The sequence below is a fragment of the Neisseria macacae ATCC 33926 genome (assembly GCF_022749495.1).
GTDB lineage: Bacteria > Pseudomonadota > Gammaproteobacteria > Burkholderiales > Neisseriaceae > Neisseria > Neisseria macacae.
This window is the reverse complement of sequence record NZ_CP094241.1, coordinates 2,317,361-2,336,165: the sequence shown is the minus strand read 5'-3', so window position 1 is coordinate 2,336,165 and position 18,805 is coordinate 2,317,361. Positions and strand designations below refer to the sequence as shown.

At 53.5% G+C, this 18,805-nt stretch carries 15 protein-coding genes; 6 read left to right on the top strand and 9 right to left on the bottom strand.

All coding sequences use genetic code 11. The annotated features are described in order from the left end of the window. Nucleotides 1-148: 148 nt before the first annotated feature. A complete protein-coding gene (gene mtrR, locus MON40_RS11185; RefSeq protein WP_003776435.1) occupies nt 149-784 on the bottom strand; it encodes a multidrug efflux system transcriptional repressor MtrR in 636 nt (211 codons plus the stop codon). Between the two features lie 235 nt (nt 785-1,019). Between mtrR and MON40_RS11180 the strand changes: the two genes are divergently transcribed. From MON40_RS11180 to MON40_RS11170, 3 genes are read left to right on the top strand one after another with little or no spacing between them, the layout of a single operon-like run. Further along, a complete protein-coding gene (locus tag MON40_RS11180; protein WP_003756555.1) occupies nt 1,020-2,312 on the top strand; it encodes an efflux RND transporter periplasmic adaptor subunit in 1,293 nt (430 codons plus the stop codon). An 11-nt stretch (nt 2,313-2,323) separates the two neighbouring features. Beyond that, nucleotides 2,324-5,539 carry an efflux RND transporter permease subunit gene (locus MON40_RS11175; protein WP_003776437.1) on the top strand — a complete coding sequence of 1,072 codons (3,216 nt, stop codon included), beginning with the start codon at nt 2,324-2,326 and terminating at the stop codon, nt 5,537-5,539. Nucleotides 5,540-5,594: 55 nt separating this feature from the next. Beyond that, complete coding sequence (locus tag MON40_RS11170; protein WP_003776439.1) at nt 5,595-7,013, top strand: efflux transporter outer membrane subunit; 1,419 nt, start codon at nt 5,595-5,597, stop codon at nt 7,011-7,013. Between the two features lie 754 nt (nt 7,014-7,767). Here MON40_RS11170 and plsX read toward each other — a convergent pair. The 5 genes from plsX to MON40_RS11145 form a co-directional block, all read right to left on the bottom strand. Continuing rightward, the gene (gene plsX, locus MON40_RS11165) at nt 7,768-8,841 is read right to left on the bottom strand and encodes a phosphate acyltransferase PlsX (RefSeq protein ID WP_003776441.1); all 1,074 of its coding nucleotides are present in this window, start codon (nt 8,839-8,841) and stop codon (nt 7,768-7,770) included. Continuing rightward, entirely contained in the window at nt 8,838-9,017 is a 180-nt protein-coding gene (locus MON40_RS11160; protein WP_003756542.1) for a hypothetical protein, read from the bottom strand. The genes plsX and MON40_RS11160 overlap by 4 nt, the downstream gene beginning before the upstream one ends. Before the next feature lie 112 nt (nt 9,018-9,129). Then, nucleotides 9,130-9,657, bottom strand: coding sequence for a phosphoribosyltransferase (locus tag MON40_RS11155; RefSeq protein WP_029609809.1), 528 nt, complete (start codon nt 9,655-9,657; stop codon nt 9,130-9,132). Between the two features lie 159 nt (nt 9,658-9,816). Beyond that, entirely contained in the window at nt 9,817-9,996 is a 180-nt protein-coding gene (gene rpmF, locus MON40_RS11150) for a 50S ribosomal protein L32 (RefSeq protein ID WP_003744026.1), read from the bottom strand. A gap of 34 nt (nt 9,997-10,030) precedes the next feature. Next, nucleotides 10,031-10,531: a YceD family protein gene (locus MON40_RS11145; protein WP_003776445.1), complete on the bottom strand. Its 501-nt coding sequence runs from the start codon at nt 10,529-10,531 to the stop codon at nt 10,031-10,033. A 54-nt stretch (nt 10,532-10,585) separates the two neighbouring features. On the opposite strand from MON40_RS11145, the gene MON40_RS11140 reads away from it, so the two are divergent. Next, nucleotides 10,586-11,176, top strand: a complete 591-nt coding sequence (locus tag MON40_RS11140) for a Maf family protein (protein WP_003776446.1) — start codon at nt 10,586-10,588, stop codon at nt 11,174-11,176. A gap of 58 nt (nt 11,177-11,234) precedes the next feature. Next, complete coding sequence (locus MON40_RS11135; RefSeq protein WP_039862730.1) at nt 11,235-11,945, top strand: SAM-dependent methyltransferase; 711 nt, start codon at nt 11,235-11,237, stop codon at nt 11,943-11,945. A 109-nt stretch (nt 11,946-12,054) separates the two neighbouring features. On the opposite strand, the gene MON40_RS11130 is transcribed toward MON40_RS11135, so the two are convergent. Both MON40_RS11130 and dnaE read right to left on the bottom strand, forming a co-directional pair. Then, nucleotides 12,055-12,600, bottom strand: coding sequence for a hypothetical protein (locus tag MON40_RS11130; protein WP_003756533.1), 546 nt, complete (start codon nt 12,598-12,600; stop codon nt 12,055-12,057). A gap of 281 nt (nt 12,601-12,881) precedes the next feature. Beyond that, nucleotides 12,882-16,316 carry a DNA polymerase III subunit alpha gene (gene dnaE / locus MON40_RS11125; RefSeq protein ID WP_003776450.1) on the bottom strand — a complete coding sequence of 1,145 codons (3,435 nt, stop codon included), beginning with the start codon at nt 16,314-16,316 and terminating at the stop codon, nt 12,882-12,884. 339 nt (nt 16,317-16,655) lie between these two features. Between dnaE and MON40_RS11120 the strand changes: the two genes are divergently transcribed. After that, nucleotides 16,656-17,456 carry a factor H-binding protein gene (locus tag MON40_RS11120; RefSeq protein WP_003768926.1) on the top strand — a complete coding sequence of 267 codons (801 nt, stop codon included), beginning with the start codon at nt 16,656-16,658 and terminating at the stop codon, nt 17,454-17,456. A gap of 163 nt (nt 17,457-17,619) precedes the next feature. Here the strand turns inward: MON40_RS11120 and MON40_RS11115 are convergent, their stop codons facing one another. Further along, on the bottom strand, nt 17,620-18,720 hold the full coding sequence (locus MON40_RS11115) for an anhydro-N-acetylmuramic acid kinase (protein WP_003776454.1): 1,101 nt from the start codon (nt 18,718-18,720) through the stop codon (nt 17,620-17,622). Nucleotides 18,721-18,805 lie beyond the last annotated feature (85 nt).

Here is an 18,805-nt window from a genome sequence, read left to right as displayed (position 1 = left end):
CAGACGACGTTTTTGTTAAGCAGGGATTGTTCGGACGTTGTTTGTCTATCAGGTTGATTCATAATATATAACGCCTGTTGAAACAAGGAACGGGTCGTCTGAAAACGTGTGATGCTTGTTTTCAGACGACCTTTTTGTATGCAGTCCGTTATTTTTGCTTACGCAGTTGCGGGTGGTTTTTCAGATTGTCCAAGAGGATGTCAATCATGCGCGGTGCGGTTTGGGCAAGGTCGAAACTTTTGTCGGACGAGAGCCAACGCCAAATCAGACCGTCCAGCATCGATTTGATGAAGATGACCGCCATGTCGGTATCCAAATCTTCGGATAAGGCATGTTGGGCAATGGATTTGGTCAGGACTTCGGTAATTTTCTCGCGCCAAATCGCTTGATGTTTATCCGCAATGTCGATGACGGCGGCGTTCTGCTCGGTGTGTTCGCATTTTAAAAACAGGATGCTGTGGAATTTATAGTGGATGTCGTTGGTTTGCAGGCGCGTGAAAAAGTGCATCAAGGTGCGGCGGAAAAGCGACCATTCTTGTTCATCGCTATCGGCCGCGTCCTGATGCATACAGTTTTCGATGTCGTCGCAAATGCGCTGGAAGAGGGCGTCGAACAAGTCTTCTTTGTTTTTGAAATGCCAGTACAACGCGCCGCGCGTCACGCCGGCGGCCTGGGCGATTTCGTTGAGCGAAGTGCGCGCGATGCCTTTTTGGTAGAAGGTTTCCAGCGCGGCGAGCATGAGATGTTCTTTGGTTTTAAGGGCTTCGGTTTTGGTTTTCCGCATGATGCCTATTTCAATTGGGCGGAATATTGGGAATTATAAAAAATACTTTGTATCCATGCAAGCATGTATGTATAATGGCACTCGTAATTGAGATTGGCTCTCAAGTATAAAATAAATTTTCAGACGACCTGCTCCGGATATTGAGGCAGGTTATTGTTGTTTCGGAACCAAAAATCGGCTCTGATGACAAAGTATAGGGTAAAACCTCATAACAATTATACAGATAGGAAATGTAATGGCTTCTTATGCTTCTAAGGTGATGCGCATGGCGGCAATCGCTGCCGCTACTGCGTTGGCTCTTTCAGCGTGTAACAAAGGCTCCGATGCGACGCAAGGTGCAAAAGATGGAAAAGGGCAGCAGGCAGCTGCGCAAAAAGAAGCTCCGCCCCCTGTGGTCGGTGTCGTTACCGTCCATCCTGAAACCGTCGCGCTGACGACCGAGCTGCCGGGCCGTTTGGAGTCGCTGCGTACGGCGGATGTCCGCGCCCAAGTAGGCGGCATCATCCAAAAACGCCTGTTCCAAGAGGGCAGCTATGTCCGCGCCGGACAGCCGCTTTATCAAATCGATAGTTCCACCTATCAAGCTGATCTGGAAAGCTCGCGCGCCCAATTGGCAGGCGCGCAGGCGACCCTTGCCAAAGCCAATGCCGACTTGGCGCGTTACAAGCCGCTGGTCGCCGCCGATGCCATCAGTAAACAGGATTACGATGCGGCGGTAACGGCGAAACGTTCTGCCGAGGCGAGCGTCAAAGCGGCTCAGGCGGCGATTAAATCTGCCGGTATCAATCTGAACAGGGCGCGCATTACCGCACCGATTTCAGGTTTCATCGGGCAGTCCAAAGTATCCGAAGGTACGCTGCTGAACGCAGGCGATACAACCGTACTGGCGACCATCCGCCAAACCAATCCTATGTATGTGAACATCACTCAATCCGCGACCGAAGTGATGAAGCTGCGCCAACAGGTTGCCGAGGGCAAATTGTCGAGCGTGGATGGCGCGATTGAAGTGGGCATCAAGTTCGACAACGGCGAAGTTTATCCGCACAAAGGCCGTTTGTTGTTCTCCGATCCGTCTGTGAACGAAACAACCGGACAAATCACGCTGCGCGCGTCAGTGCCGAACGACAAAAACATTTTGATGTCAGGTCTTTATGTGCGCGTCCTGATGGAACAAGTGGCTGCCGACAACGCTTTTGTCGTACCGCAGCAGGCAGTAACGCGCGGTACGAAAGATACCGTGATGATTGTGAACGCCAAAGGCGAAATGGAGCCGCGCGAGGTAACAGTCGCCCAGCAGCAGGGAACCAACTGGGTGATCACTGCGGGTCTGAAAGACGGCGACAAAGTCATTGTTGACGGCATCGCCATTGCATCCATGAGTGGCGGGAAAAAGGTTACGCCTAAAGAATGGACACCTCCCGAAAAGGCTGCCGCATCTGCTGCCGGAGCCGCACCCAAAGCTGCTTCCGAAGCGAAAAAAGACGTTCAGACGACCTCTGAAGCCAAACCGGCATCCGCAGCTAAATAAGGAAGGCATCAATGGCTAAGTTTTTTATCGACCGCCCCATCTTTGCATGGGTCATTGCGATTTTTATTATCGCATTGGGTGTTATCGGCATTAGGAGTTTGCCGGTTTCCCAATATCCGTCCGTTGCCGCTCCGACCATTACGCTGACCGCCACTTATCCGGGTGCGTCCGCGCAGGTGATGGAAGACAGCGTGCTTGCCGTTATCGAACGCAGTATGAACGGTGTGGAAGGTTTGGATTACATGAGCACTTCCGCCAACTCCAGTGGTTCGGGTACGGTCAGTTTGACGTTTACGCCTGAAACCAACGAGGATCTGGCGCAGGTAGAGGTGCAGAACAAACTTTCCGAAGTATTGAGCAACCTGCCTGCCGCCGTGCAGCAATATGGCGTTACCGTATCCAAGGCGCGTGAAAACTTCCTGATGATTGTGATGCTCTCGTCAGACGTACAGTCCACCGAGGAAATGAACGACTACGCACAACGCAACATCATTCCTGAATTGCAGCGTATCGACGGTGTAGGTAAGGTGCAGTTGTTTGGTGCGCAACGTGCCATGCGCATTTGGGTTGACCCGAAAAAACTGCAAAACTACAACCTGTCTTTTGCTACGGTGACCAATGCGCTTGCAACACAAAACATCCAAATCTCGGCAGGCTCCATCGGCTCTTTACCGGCCGTTGAAGGTCAGACCATTTCGGCGACCGTTACTGCGGAAGGACAATTAAAAACGGCTGAAGAGTTCGGCAACATCATTTTGGTATCCAATACCGACGGCTCGAATGTCTATCTGAAAGATGTGGCAAAAGTCAGCTTGGGTATGGAAGACTATTCCTCTTCCACCCGTCTGAACGGTGTGAACACCACCGGTATGGCGGTGATGTTGTCCAACAGCGGTAATGCTATGGCAACCGCCACTGCCGTAAAGGAAAAAATGGAGGTTTTGAAAAAATACTTCCCGCAGGGCATGAGCTGGAAAACGCCTTACGACACTTCAAAATTCGTTAAGATTTCGATTGAGAAAGTGTTGAGTACGCTTGGAGAGGCTGTTTTACTGGTGTTTGTAGTGATGTTCCTCTTCCTGCAAAACATCCGCTATACGCTGATTCCGACCATTGTCGTGCCGATTTCGCTGTTGGGCGGTTTTGCCTTCATCTCTTATATGGGCATGTCGATTAACGTATTGACCATGTTTGCGATGGTATTGGTTATCGGTATCGTGGTCGATGATGCGATTGTGGTCGTTGAAAACGTCGAGCGTATTATGGCGACGGAAGGTTTGCCGCCTAAAGCAGCAACCAAAAAAGCGATGGGTCAGATTTCCGGCGCGGTGGTCGGTATTACCGCCGTCCTGATTTCCGTATTTGTGCCTTTGGCGATGTTCAGCGGTGCGACCGGCAATATTTACAAACAGTTCGCTTTAACCATGGCGGCATCGATTGCATTCTCCGCATTCCTCGCACTGACGCTGACGCCGGCATTGTGCGCCACCATGCTCAAGCCGATTCCGAAAGGGCACCATCAAGAGAAGAAGGGGCTTTTCGGTTGGTTTAATAAAAAATTCGACAATTGGACGAATGGCTACGAGGGTTGGGTTGTCAAAGTGCTGCGTAAGACGTTCAGTATGATGATTGTCTATATCGGTCTGGCAGCCGCAGGCGTATTCCTGTTTATGCGTTTGCCGACCTCCTTCTTGCCGACTGAAGACCAAGGCTTCATCATGGTCAGCGTACAACTGCCTGCGGGTGCGACCAAAGAGCGTACCGATGCGACAATGGCGCAAGTTACCCAGTTGGCGAAAAGCATTCCTGAAATTAAAGACATCATTACCGTTTCCGGCTTCAGTTTCTCAGGCAGCGGTCAGAATATGGCAATGGGTTTTGCCATACTTAAGGACTGGGAAGAGCGTAAAACGCCGGGCAGCGATGCAACCTCTGTCGCCAATAAGTTGAACGGTACGATGATGAGTACACTCAAAGACGGGGTCGGTTTTGCCCTTACGCCTCCTCCGATTATGGAATTGGGTAACGGCTCAGGGCTGACCATCAACCTGCAAGACCGCAACAATACCGGTCATGCCGCATTGCTGGCGAAGCGCAATGAATTGATCGGCAAAATGCGCGAAAGCGGTCTGTTTGACCCGAACACCGTCCGTGCCGGTGGTCTGGAAGATGCGCCGCAATTGAAAATCGACATAGACCGTGCCGCCGCCGCCGCACAAGGCATTTCGTTCTCAGACATCCGCACGACCCTGGCTTCCTCTTTGGGTTCGTCTTATGTCAACGACTTCCCGAACCAGGGTCGTCTGCAACGCGTGATGGTGCAGGCTGATGCTTCTGCTCGTATGCAGCCGTCCGACATCCTGAACTTGACTGTGCCCAACAGCTCCGGTGTCGCTGTCCCGCTTTCTACCATTGCTACTGTTTCTTGGGAAAACGGTACGGAACAAAGCGTACGGTTTAACGGCTATCCCGCTATGGAACTTTCCGGCTCTCCGGCTACCGGTGTTTCATCCGGTCAGGCAATGGCTGCGGTTCAGAAAATGGTGGACGAAATGGAAGGCGGTTACAGCCTTGAATGGGGCGAACAGTCGCGCGAAGAAGCCAAAGGCGGTTCGCAAACCTTGATTTTGTACGGCTTGGCGATTGCTGCCGTGTTCTTGGTACTTGCCGCACTTTATGAAAGCTGGTCTATCCCGCTGGCGGTTATCCTCGTGATTCCGTTGGGCTTGGTCGGTGCGGCATTGGGTGTTACCGGACGCAATATTTTTGAAGCCTTGTTGGACAGCGTTCCATCGTTTAGTAACGATATTTACTTCCAAGTCGGCTTTGTAACCGTAATGGGCTTGAGTGCGAAAAACGCGATTCTGATTATCGAGTTTGCCAAAGACCTGCAAGCACAGGGCAAGAGCGCACTGGAAGCCGCGCTGGAAGCAGCGCGCCTGCGTTTCCGTCCGATTATCATGACTTCGTTTGCCTTCATTTTGGGCGTGGTTCCGCTGTATGTCGCCAGCGGTGCCAGCTCTGCCAGCCGGCGTGCCATCGGTACGACTGTGTTCTGGGGCATGTTGATCGGTACGATTTTGTCCGTGTTCCTTGTGCCTTTGTTCTATGTGGTTGTGCGTAAATTCTTTAAGGAAAGCGCGCACGAACATGAAATGGCCGTGAAACACGCTGCCGAAGCAGGCATGATTTCCCACGAAGATCAAAATACGGACAACAAGCACTAGCAAAAAGGTCGTCTGAAAACCGAAATACGGTTTCAGACGACCCCAAGGAATCCTTATGAACAAAATGACATTCAAAACGGTATTGAGTACCGTCGCCGCAGCCGTCGCGCTGTCCGCCTGTACCATGATCCCGAAATATGAACAACCGCAGGTCGAAGTTGCCGAAACCTTCAAATACGACACATTCGACGACGGCATCCGCGCCGCCGACTTGGGCTGGCAGGACTTCTTTGCCGACCCGCGCCTGCACCGCCTTATCGACATCGCGTTGGAACGCAACACCGACCTGCGCACCGCCGCGCTGAACGCCGAAATCTACCGCAAACAATACATGATTGCCCGCAACGACTTGCTGCCGAGCATAAACGCCAGCGGCACCGGTACGCGGACAGGCAGCTTGAGCGGTGGCGTTACCCGCAGCGAATACAGCGTCGGTTTGGGTGTGGCAGCTTATGAGCTTGACCTTTTCGGACGCGTCCGCAGCAACAGCCAAGCCGCATTGCAAGGTTATTTCAGCGTAGCCGCCAACCGCGATGCCGCCCACCTTGCTCTGATTGCCGCCGTTGCTAAAGCCCATTTCAACGAACTGTACGCCCAAGAATCGATGGCATTGGCGCAGCGCGTCCTCAAAACCCGCGAAGCCACCTACAAACTTTCCCAAATGCGCCACAAAGCAGGCGTGATTTCCGCCGTCGATTTGCGTCAACAGGAAGCCCTGATTGAATCCGCCAAAGCCGATTACGCGAACGCCGTCAAAAACCGCGAACAAGCCCGCAATGCCTTGGCAACCCTGATTAACCAACCTCTGCCGGAAGACCTGCCTGCCGCGCTGCCTTTGAGCAAACAGTTCAAAATCACCCGACTGCCTGCCGGCTTGAGTTCCGAAGTCCTGCTGAACCGTCCCGACATCCGCGCCGCAGAACACTCGCTCAAACAAGCCAATGCCAACATCGGCGCAGCGCGTGCCGCCTTCTTCCCCACCATCAGCCTGACCGGATCGGTCGGTACCGCGTCCGGCGAGTTGAGCGGCCTCTTCAAAAGCGGTACGGGCATCTGGTCGTTTGCACCTTCCATTACCCTGCCGATTTTCAACTGGGGTACCAACAAAGCGAATCTCGACGTAGCCAAGCTGCGTAAAGAGGCGCAAATCGTCGCTTACGAAGCCGCCGTCCAAGCCGCCTTCCAAGACGTATCCAACGCTTTGGTCGCACGCGAGCAACTCGACAAGAGCTACGCCGCGCTAAACAAACAAAGCCGCGCTTACAACGACTCCCTGCGCCTTATCAATTTGCGCTACAAACACGGCGTATCCAACGCCCTCGACCTGCTTGACGCAGAACGCAGCAGCTATAGTGCAGAAACCGCGTTGCTTGCCAACCAGCTCACCCGCCTCGAAAACCTCGCCGACCTCTATAAAGCACTCGGCGGCGGTTTGAAACGCGAAACCGTTAGCCAACCTGCCACGCAGCAGTAAGACTGCTTGAAATAAACGGCATCAAAACGTCGTCTGAAAACCGGACATCAGGTTTCAGACGACGTTTTATATCAGGGTTTGATTTTTGGATGTTTAACTAGGGGTCGTCTGAAATTGGAGATTTCCATTTCAGATGACCTTTTTGGTCACGGATGAAAGGGTGTCATCAGGGAGGGAGCGGTATTCCGTCAGCAGCTTCTTGCGATTTCCAGTTTGATGGGGGGCTGTGTCGTTCTCCATACAAAACAAACACAAAACCCGCTGTTGAGATAGCGGGTTTTGTGTTTTTCGGTTTTGAGTATCTGATATAAATGGGAACGGTATTTCTCGTATATGCGCACTCCGAAGGTAATGAGACAAAAAGAAGAGGGGATAATCTGTCGTTTAATGGCTCGGAGCGGACGGCTTCCGAGTGGTTTTGATTATACGCTAATAAAAATAATTATCAATACAAAATTGATAAGAAATCGTAAATTTAATATAATTAATTGAAAAATAATAAGATTTAATGGTTATTGCTAACAGAGTTGGAAAGAAATAGAAGAGGATAAACCAGTATCGGTTTGAAGTATTGCGATAAGAAAGTGAAGCCTATCAGACAAATGGGGTATTAGGGCGGGGCTAGACCGCGCTGTTTTGATTAAACGTTGATTGACTTTGAATGATTCAAACTCAAAGGGTCGTCTGAAAACGGATTTCAGACGACCCTTTCGCTATGTGGCAAACACGCTTAGAGGATTTGCGCAGATAGGTCTTAAACTTTGTTTTCTTCGGCTTGCTGTGCTTCTTGCGCGGCTTGTTCCGCCTTAATCGCTTCCAAGGCGGCGAATTGTTCGGCGACACCTTGTTCGATTTTCGACAGGCTGGCGGATTTTGCTTCGTGGTAGGCTTCTTCTAAGGCGTAGCTGAAGCCGACATCGTCTGTGCCGCCGTGGCTTTTGATGACGATGCCGCGCAGGCCGAGCAGGATGGCGCCGTTGAATTTGCGCGGATCCAGTTTGCTTTTCAAGCCTTTCAGGGCGGGGAGGGCGGCGACGGCGGCCATTTTGTTGAACAGGTTGCGTTGGAATTCCTGACGGATGGCTCCGCTCATGAATTTGACCGCGCCTTCGATGGTTTTGAGCATGATGTTGCCGACAAAGCCGTCTGCGACAATCACGTCGGCTTCGCCATATAGGACGCCATTGCTTTCGATGTTGCCGATGAAATTCAGTTTGCTGCTTTTGAGCAGTTTGAAGGTTTGTTTGACGGTGTCCGTGCCTTTGATGTCTTCGGTGCCGACGTTAAGCAGGCCGACGCGCGGGCTGCCTTTTTGCGGGTAGAGGGCTTGGAAGAGTTCGTTGCCGATGATGGCGAACTGTACGAGCTGCTCGGGTGTGCAGTCGACGTTTGCGCCCAAATCGAGGGCGAGGGTCAGGTGTTCGCTGTCGGAGGGCAGGAATTTGGCGATGGCGGGGCGGTCGATGCCGGGAATGGTTTTGAGGACGAAGCGGGCGGTTGCCATGAGCGCGCCGGTGTTGCCGGCGGAGACGGCGGCCTGCGCGGTGCCTTCTTTGACTTGGTTGATGGCAATGCGCATGGAGGAGTCTTTTTTATTTTTCAGGGCAAGCTGAGGGGCTTCGTCCATGCCGACGACTTCGGAGGCGTGGAGCACGGTAATGCGCTCCATCGGCGCGTTGGCTGCGGAGAGGGCTTGGCGGACGGCGGATTCGTCGCCGACCATAATGAGGTGTACGTCTTGCTGCTGTTTCAAAAAGGCAAGGGCACCGGGGACGGTAACTGCGAGACCTGAGTCGCCGCCCATGGCATCTACGGCCAATGTAATCATGTTGTTCTCCGGTTTGTGCTGTGAAGCGGAAGAGGGGCGGTGTCGGCTGCCTCTGTGGGTTTGTTCGGCTTCACAGTCGGTTTCAGACGACCTTTTTGCGATACGCGGTACGGGGTCGTCTGAAAAGGGGTGTATGTGTGGTCGGGGGCTTCGGATTGAAGGGTTGCGTTCCACATTCTAATGCGTTTTATGAAGATGCGCTGAAAAGAGGCAAAATCTCGTTTTGTCGGTGTTCTACGGATTTTGCTTTTGCCGTTTCGGGAGAAGGCGGACTTCTCCGTCGCGGGCTTATTTTTTGCCTTCGGCGGCAAGGCGGTTGTGTTCGTCGATGTCGAGTGCGTCCCAAGGGTAGTTGATCCACCAGTCTTCTACGGTCAGGCCGCTGAAGTAGGGGATGCCTTCGGGGATTTTGCCGACTTTGGCTTTGATTTTTTCGTGCAGGACGGCAACACCGATGGTGCCGAAATCTTCTTTTTGCAACTCGGTCAGGCAGAATTCCATGGTCACGCGGCTGTCGTCGACTTCATCGACTACGAGCACATTCTTGCCTTTCAACGCGTCAGGCACGGGGTCGAGCCATTGGACTTTTTTGACTTCTTCCGTTACCTGACCTTCGTTGTCGCTGTCGTAATAGGCGGTGGTTACGGCGTAAATCGGGATTTCCAAAAAGCAGCGCAGCATACGGGCGGGGATGAAGCCGCCGCCGCCGATAGCGATCATGGCATCGTATTTGACGCCGGAGTTTTGGATTTTTTCCGCCAACGCCTTGATCACGCGGTGGATGTCGTCGTAGGTGTACCAGATTTTCTGTTTCATGGCGATTCCCGATTCAATGGGGTGTATCAGTTTGAACTGCAAGGATTTTGTGCCGCATTTTGAAGTATGGGCAGGCATGGAGTCGGGCAGTTCGGATGTAATGTAAAAAAGCCAGCATTGCATGGCAATATTCTGGCTTTTTCAGTCAGTCGAATAAGATTATTCGCCTTTGGCTTTCACTACTTTACGGCCGCGGTACATACCGTTGGGGGAAATGTGGTGCGGGCGGTGTACTTCGCCAGTTACGCTGTCAACAGACAGAGAAGGCGCGGTCAAAGCGTCGTGAGAGCGGTGCATACCGCGTTTGGAAGGGGATTTTTTGTTTTGTTGAACGGCCATTTCAAGCTCCTAGATAAATAAAACTGTGTCCTGATTAACTGCTTTTCAAACCTGCTAAAACAGCAAAAGGGTTGGGTTTGTCCTGATTGACTTGTTCCAGCGCGGCATTGTCGCAGTTTTCGTGGCGCGGGGAGAAGGGGAGCGACATTAGGATTTGGTCTTCCACCAACCCGCGTACGTCGAGTTCTTTCTCAATCGGCATGCCTTCCAACTCTTCGTCAGCAAGCATTGCTTCATCCAAGTCCTCTTCGTTGGCGAACAAAACAATACGGCTGGTTTCGTCGAGCGTAAACGGCATGGGGCGGATACATCGCTGGCAAATCAGCGGCATATCGGCTTTGACGTTCAAATCGAGAAACAAACGCTGCAGTCGGTCGCGTCCGCCGCTCAGCGTAAACGACACTTTGGTCTGTTTGTCGGCCGGATAATCGTGCGAACGGACTCGTTCGTCCAATTCCTCAAGCAGGAAGCTGCCTTGCAGGGTCTGCTTTTCGGAGGCGAAAACTTCTGGGTCAATCAAATTAGGGTCTGACATAAACGGGGTATGATATAATTTCGACAGTCTAACGTCAATATTTTTAAGCAAAATATGAGTGCAAAACTGCCTTTGATATTGGGTTCGGGTTCGGTGTTCCGCCGCGCGCAGCTCGAACGTTTGGGCGTTAATTTTCAAACTGCCGCGCCTGATTTCGACGAAACGCCTGCTGCGGGTGAAAACGCGGCGGATACTGCCTTGCGTTTGGCGGAAGGGAAGGCGCGTTCGCTGGCGGCTCGATTTCCTGCCGCGTTGGTGATCGGCGCGGACCAAGTGGCGTGGTGCAATGACCGCCAGTTGGGCAAACCGATGAACGTCGCAAATGCACAACAAATGCTTCGGGATTTAAGCGGCAGAAAGATTGAATTTTACAGCGCAATCGTGCTTTTGAATACTGCTTCGGGACGCATTCAGCGCCATGTCGATAACACGTCGGTTGTGATGCGTGCGCTGACAGATGGGCAGATTGAGCGTTATCTGGCGCGCGAGCCGGACGCGGTTTACTGCGCGGGTGCGGCGAAGAGCGAGGGCTTGGGCGCGGCGTTGCTGGAGCGAATAGACAGCAGCGACCCGAACGCGCTTATCGGTTTGCCCATCTTCAAACTGGTCGAGTTTTTAAAAAACGAAGGCGTAGAAATCATTTAGGTCGTCTGAAAACAGCCGTTTGACGGTTTCAGACGACCTTCCGTATAGGAAATCCATCATGTCCCCGATTCTTTACCTAATTCCCACCCCTTTGGGCGCACCCGATACGCCCTGCCTGCTGTCGCACGAACAGGCGCAGATTACCGGCTTGACCGATTTCGTCGTCGAAGCCGAGAAAACCGCCCGCGCCCATTTGAAACATTTGGGCATCACGACGCCCATCCGCGAGCTGAACCTGCAAACCCTCAACGAACACACCGACTTGAAAACCCTGCCCGAGCTTCTGAAACCTTTGCAGGAAGGGCGCAGCATGGGCATCCTCAGCGAAGCAGGTTGTCCCGCGGTTGCCGATCCCGGCGCGAATCTGGTGGCATTGGCGCACCGACACGGCTATGAAGTCCGTCCGCTGGTCGGCCCGTCCAGCCTGTTGCTGGCATTGATGGCGTCAGGGGCGAACGGGCAGAATTTCGCGTTTAAAGGCTATCTGCCGTCCGAGAAAAGCGAGCGTATCGCCGCTTTGAAGAGCTTGGAACAGCGTTCGCGTCAGCAAAACGAAACCCAGCTTTTCATCGAAACGCCTTACCGCAATGACGCGTTGCTCGCCGACGCGCTGGAAACGCTGCACCCTGAAACCCGCCTCTGCACCGCAACCGACCTGACTTTACCGACGCAGGAAATCATCAGCCAAACCGTTGCCGCTTGGCGGAAATCAAAAACGCTGCCGAATTTGAAAAAACGCCCGACGATATTTGTGTTGCACGCGGGTTAGGAAAGTAGGGGTGGGCGGTTGGACGGATTAGAGCCCGCCATACTGAAAAAGGTCGTCTGAAACCTTCTCGATAAGGTTTTCAGACGACCTTTGCTTTATTGGGAAATACTTAAAACCAATGCAACAATCCGACAGCCATCAACACTGCCGTGATACACGCTAAGAGCGCGCAGATTTGCAGGGCTGTCGAGTTGGCTTTGGGGTAGCCCATCAGATTGGGCAGCGGGTTGGACGGCAATATCATGCCGTAGACGAATTGAAGCAGTCCGCCTGCGACCATAGGCAATGTAAATACCGGCAATATCAGGCTGATGGCGGCAAGTACGAGGCTGATTCTGAACATCCATATCGCCGGATAATGTCCCTTTCCTGCATCATTGCAGCGTTTTTCCAGCCAAGTGCTTTGATAGTGCAGCAGACCGTAAAGGGCGATGGCAAAGACATGCACTGCGCCGCCGACCTGCCGGTTGATGCCGCATTGACCCAAGCATGATTGGGTAATCCACAGCAATAGTGCGGACACTGCGCTGATGCCCAGCAAAATGGGCAGGTTTACTGCCGCAAAGCGCGTACGGCTGGCGCGGCGGTTGTCGAAGGGATCGGGCCTTTCGTCATACAGGATGAAGCCGTCGGGTTCTTCGGAGTATGTGTTCATGATATGGTGTGGTGAGTGATGATTTAGTTGTAATGTATAGTGGATTAAATTTAAATCAGGACAAGGCGACGAAGCCGCAGACAGTACAGATAGTACGGCAAGGTGAGGCAACGCCGTACTGGTTTAAAGTTAATCCACTATAGTGTTGTTTTGCGTTTTCAGACGACGTCTTTGAATGGTTTATCAAACGTCGTCTGAAAATAAAGGTACAGCTTTGTATTTTAATGGCGATGCAGTTTAAACAGCAGCTTTTCGTCGCTGTTTCAGACGACCCCTGCGCCTTACCAATTCACGCGCACCGCCCTGCTGCCGAGCAGTTTTTCCAGTTCGTCGAATAACGCAGAGCTGGGTGTCACCATCCATTTCGGCGGCACTTGAAACTTGCCCGACGCTTTGTCGTTGCTGTACGACAGTTGCAGCGGGATGTGCGGCGTGTCGGGTAGGCGGTGGGCGGTGAGGATAGCGGCGAGGCGTTCGATGTCGTGGCCGGGGGCGAGGGCGAGACTGAGGCTGCGGGCGTAACGTTCGCGCGCCATTTGCAGGGTCATGACTTGGTTTGCCATGATGCGCAGCCCGTCGCCGCCGCCGTAATCATCGCGGCTGACTTTGGATTCGATAATCAGCACTTGGTCGGACTTGAGGTAGTCGGCGCAGTTTTCCAGCGTCTGGCCGCTGACCATGATTTCAATCTGCCCGCTCAAATCTTCGAGGCTGACGAAGGCGATTTTGCCGCGCTTGCCCATCATGGTGCGCACGGCGGTAACGAATCCGGCGAGGCGCACGCTGTCTTGCGGTTTCAGACGACCTAATTTGGTCGGGGCGATTTGGCGGACTTCTTGGGCATACGGGCCGAACGGGTGGCCGGACAGGTAAAAGCCGATGACGGTTTTTTCTTCGGCGAGTTTTTCCGATTCGCTCCACATGGGCGCATCGATGAGCTGCACCGGTTCGATGGCGTCTTCCATCATGTCAAACAGCCCACCCTGATTGGCGTTGGCGGCTTTTTGGTCGGCGTTGTTCATGGCGAGGTCGATGTTTGCCAAGAGCATGGCGCGGTTGGGTTCGATGCTGTCGAACGCGCCGCCGCGTATCAGGGCTTCGAGGGTGCGGCGGTTCATGTGTTCTTTGCCGACGCGCTCGCAGAAGTCCAACAGGCCGGTAAATTTGCCGCCGCTTTGCCGCGCGGCGATGATGGATTCGACGGCGGCTTCGCCCGTGCCTTTAATCGCGCCGAGTGCGTAGCGGATTTTCATGTTCGGATACGGCGTGAAGCGGTAGTCGGATTCGTTGATGTCGGGCGGCAGGAACTCGATGCCGTTGGCGCGGCAGTCGTCGTAGAAATGCTTGAGCTGGTCGGTGTTGTCCAATTCAGACGACATGGTTGCCGCCATAAATTCGGCGGGATAATGGGCTTTGAGCCATGCGGTCTGATAGGAAATCAGGGCGTAGGCGGCGGCGTGGGATTTGTTGAAACCGTAGCCGGCGAATTTTTCCATGTAGTTGAAGATTTCGTCGGATTTTTCGCGCGAAATGCCTTGTTTTGCCGCGCCTTCGGCGAAGATTTCGCGGTGTTTCACCATTTCTTCGGGCTTTTTCTTACCCATGGCGCGGCGCAGCAGGTCCGCGCCGCCGAGCGAGTAGCCGCCGATAATCTGCGCCGCCTGCATCACTTGTTCCTGATACACCATAATCCCGTAGGTCGGCGCGAGGATGCCTTCAAGCAGCGGGTGGATGTATTGGAATTCCTGCCCTTTCATGCGCGCGACGAAGTCGGGAATATTGTCCATCGGGCCGGGTCGGTAGAGCGATACGAAGGCGATGAGTTCTTCAAACTTGGTGGTGTGCGCCGTTTTCAGCATTTTTTTCATGCCGGTCGACTCGAACTGGAATACGGCGGTGGTGTTCGCGTCGCGGAAGATTTTGTAGGCGGCTTGGTCGTCGAGCGGGATTTTGCCGACATCGACAATATCGCCGGTGGTGTTTTTGATGTTGTTCTGCGCCATTTCGATAATGGTCAGGTTGCGCAGGCCCAAAAAGTCGAACTTCACCAAACCCACGTCTTCCACGTCGCCCTTGTCGTACATGGATACGGGGGAGGCGGATTCGTCTGCCTGATACACAGGGCTGTAATCGGAAATCTTGCCCGGCGCGATCAACACGCCGCCCGCGTGCATACCCAGACCGCGCGTCAGGTCTTCCAGCTTTTTTGCCAGCGTAATCAGTTCGTCTGCTTCTTCCGCCTCGATCAATTCCTGAATCTGCGGCTCCGCCTTCATCGCATCGTCCAAACCCAAAGGTTTGTTGGCTTCCAGCGGAATCAGCTTCGACAGTTTGTCGCATAGGGTAAACGGCAGTTCCAGCACGCGCCCCACGTCGCGTATCACCGCTTTGGACGACATCGTGCCGAAAGTCACAATCTGGCTCACCGCCTCTGCGCCGTATTTGTCACGCACATACTCAATCACGCGGCCGCGGTTGCTTTGACAAAAGTCCACGTCGAAGTCGGGCATGGAGACGCGTTCGGGGTTTAAGAAACGTTCGAACAGCAGCGCGTATTTCAGCGGGTCAAGGTCGGTAATCTTCAGCGAATACGCCACCAGCGAACCCGCGCCCGAACCGCGTCCCGGCCCGACCGGACAGCCGTGCGTTTTTGCCCAGTTGATAAAGTCTTGTACGATAAGGAAATAGCCGGGGAATTTCATCTGGATGATGATGTTCAACTCAAAATCCAGCCGCTCCTGATATTCCGGCATTTTCGCCGCCCGTTCCGCCTCGTCGGGATAAAGCTGAACCATGCGTTCCTGCAAACCCTCGTTGGACAGCTTCACCAGATAATCGTCGAGCGACAAGCCGTCGGGCGTCGGGAACAGGGGCAGGAAGTTTTTGCCCAGCGTGATATGGATATTGCAGCGTTTGGCAATTTCCACCGTGTTTTCCAAGGCTTCGGGCAAATCGGCGAAACGCTCCAGCATCGTTTCCGGCGGAATGAAAAACTGGCTCGGCGTAAAATCGCGCGGACGTTTCTTGTCCGTCAGCACCCAGCCGCCCGCGATACACACCCGCGCCTCGTGTGCGTTGAAATCGTCGCGGCTCATAAACTGCGTCGGATGCGTCGCCACCACCGGCAAACCCAATTCCTCCGCCAACTTCACGCTGCCCGAAACGCAAGCCTCCCATTCGGGGCGTTCGGGCAGGCGTTGCAGCTCCAGGTAAAACGCATCGGGAAACCACGCCGCATACTTCAACGCCGCCGCACGCGCCGCGTCTTCATTGCTGTTCAACAGATTCACGCCCACTTCGCCGTAATGCGCGCCGCTCAAACAAATCAAGCCGCTGTTATCGCCGTTTTCCAGCCATTCGGGATTGAGTTCCGCATGATGGACATTGCGGTCTTTGCCGACATAAGCCGCCGTCAAAAGTTCGCTCAAGCGCAGATAGCCCGCATCGTTGCGGATAATCAGCATGGCGCGGAACGGCTTGTCGGGCGCATTCGGATTGCCTATCCACACGTCCGCCGCCCCGACAGGCTTAATCCCCGCGCTGCGGCAGGCTTTATAAAATTTCACCAAACCGAATTCGTTCATCAAATCGCTGATGCCCAAAGCAGGCAAACCGTATTCCTGCGCTTTGGCAATCAGTTTTTTAATCCGCACCATACCGTCGGTAATTGAGAACTCGGTATGCAGGCGCAGCGGGATGTAGGTCGGCTCGGTCATGGCAAAATCGGCGTGAACAATAAAAGGCGTATTGTAGCAGGGTTGGAAAAAGGTCGTCTGAAAACGAACAAAGTGAGTTTCGCTAAAACGAGTGCAGCGGGCTTTCAGACGACCTCAACGGTAGAGGCAGATGGCGGAAGCAGCATGGTATCGGGTTGTTTGGCAATCGGGCGGGGCTGTGAAACGGTTTCACAAAAATGAAAAGACGACGGTATAAACTGCAAAGGCTGGCAAAGCGGCGGAATAGGAATGATGAATATTGATTTAAATCATACGTCATTGAGGGCTGGTGCGATAATATGAATATGTTATCAAACAACTTCAAACGAAAGGAAAACCATGAAAGCCGTCCGCTTGGTTCTTGCCGCATCTTTGGTTTCTACGCTTGCCGCCTGCGGCAGCTCCTCTTCCGCGCTGTCCGATGCGATAGGCAAAGGCTTTGATCCTAAGGCTAAGGGCGTGAAATACATTACCGTTTTCGAGAGCGTTCCCGAAAACGGCACGATGCAGCTGAGTGCCAACAATAAGGTGCAAACGCTTAAAAAAGGCGATAATTTGGACACCGCCTTTCTGAAGCGCGACAAGATTTCCTATTATGACTACGTCGGCAAAATCAACGTCAACGGACAGGTCATCGATTTAGAACGCGGCGACTTTATGGTTTACAAACAAGACAATTCGGCTGTCGCTGCCAAATATATCAAGCAGAAAGCCGATCCTGCCGACGGCAACAAGCTGAAAGACTTGCAGGCGTATGAATTTAAAGTCGGCGAAGTGCAAGGTAAGGAAATTGCCTTTAAAGACCTGCCGCAACTGGGCCGCTATACCTACCGCGGTATCGCGTTTAACGGCGACGATAATAGCGGCCGCCTGACGTACACCATTGATTTCGAGAAAAAACAAGGTCAGGGCAAAATCAGCGGCATGGCACCTGATTACAATGTCGATTTGGCTGCCGCCAACATTGCCGCAGCAGGTGCGGGTTCGGCAATCAACGGACGCGCGACGCTCAATAATGAAGACAAAGGCAGCTACCGTTTGAACATTTTCGGCAGCAAAGCCGAAGAGATTGCCGGTAAAGCGCAAGTGAAAGTCGGCGATAAAGAAAAAGACATCGGACTTGCCGGTAAAAAAGAATAATTGAAAGAGACGTGTAAAAGGTCGTCTGAAAACGCGGTTCAACCAGGTTTCAAACTCGGGTTGCCGCTTTTCAGACGACCTTTTTTGATGGGGCGGAGTTTGGACGTGGACGGATTGTCCGGCTATGGCAGCCGATATCGGACGGGTCGTCTGAAACCGGACATCAGGCGTAGTGGCCTGCGCCCAAGATGCAGGCTTTGGCTGCGCCTGTCGCATGGTTCGGGCTGCTGGGCGTTCGGTTTATCCAACACGCGGCGAGCCAGGCAAAAGCGGCGGCTTCGACCCATTGCGGGTCAAGGTGGAGCGCTGCGGTGCTGTTTAATCCGACAGCGGGAGAGAACAGGTCCGCCAAATCCTGCATCAAAACCGGATTGCGGATGCCGCCGCCGCAGACATAGAGATTGCGCGTGTCAGGGGCGGCTGTATCAACGGCGTCGCGGATGGTTTGCGCGGTGTAGCGAACCAAGGTTCTTAAAACATCTTCGGGCTTTTCGCCGCCTTTCAGACGACCTTGAAGCCAGTTTAAGGAGAAAAGCTCCCTGCCCGTACTTTTGGGATGGGGTCGTCTGAAATAGGGGTGGTCGAGCAGGCGGTTCAACAAATCAGGCAGGATGGAACCTTGTGCGGCGCGTTGCCCGTCTCGGTCGTATGACTGCTGCCAGTTGTGCTGCATCCACGCGTCCATCAGCATATTGCCGGGGCCGGTATCGAAGCCGAAAGCGGCTTGCTGCGGCGGTAAGACGCTGATGTTGGAGATGCCGCCGATATTGAGGACGACGCGGGTTTCCTGCAGATGTTGGAACAGGGCTTGATGGAAGGCGGGAACCAGCGGCGCGCCTTGCCCGCCCGAAGCCAAATCGCGGCTGCGGAAATCGCCGATGGTGAAAATGCCGGTCAGTTCCGCCAGCAGGGGCAAGTCGGCAAGCTGGATGCTGTAACCGTGTTCGGGGGCGTGGCGGACGGTTTGCCCGTGGCAGCCGATGGCGGTAACGGCTTCGACGGGCAGGTTTTGTTCTGAGAGGAGGGTGTGGACGGTTTGCGCGTAAAGGCGGCTGAGGGTCTGGGACAGGATATTGCTGCGGTGCAATTCGTTGTCGCCGATATTTTGAAGGTTTAGAAGCTCTTGACGGAGGTCGTCTGAATACGGGGTAAAGGCATGAGCCAGCGCGCCCTGCCATTGATTGCCCTGCATACGGATAAGCACGGCATCTGCACCGTCCATGCTGGTGCCGGACATGATGCCGATATAAAGTTGGGTATTCATGGGTTGTGGTTCGGATTAGGCCGTAAAAAAACATTTTAACGCGGTTTTGCGATTTGTCAGGTATTTGGCGCGGCGAAGGTAAATA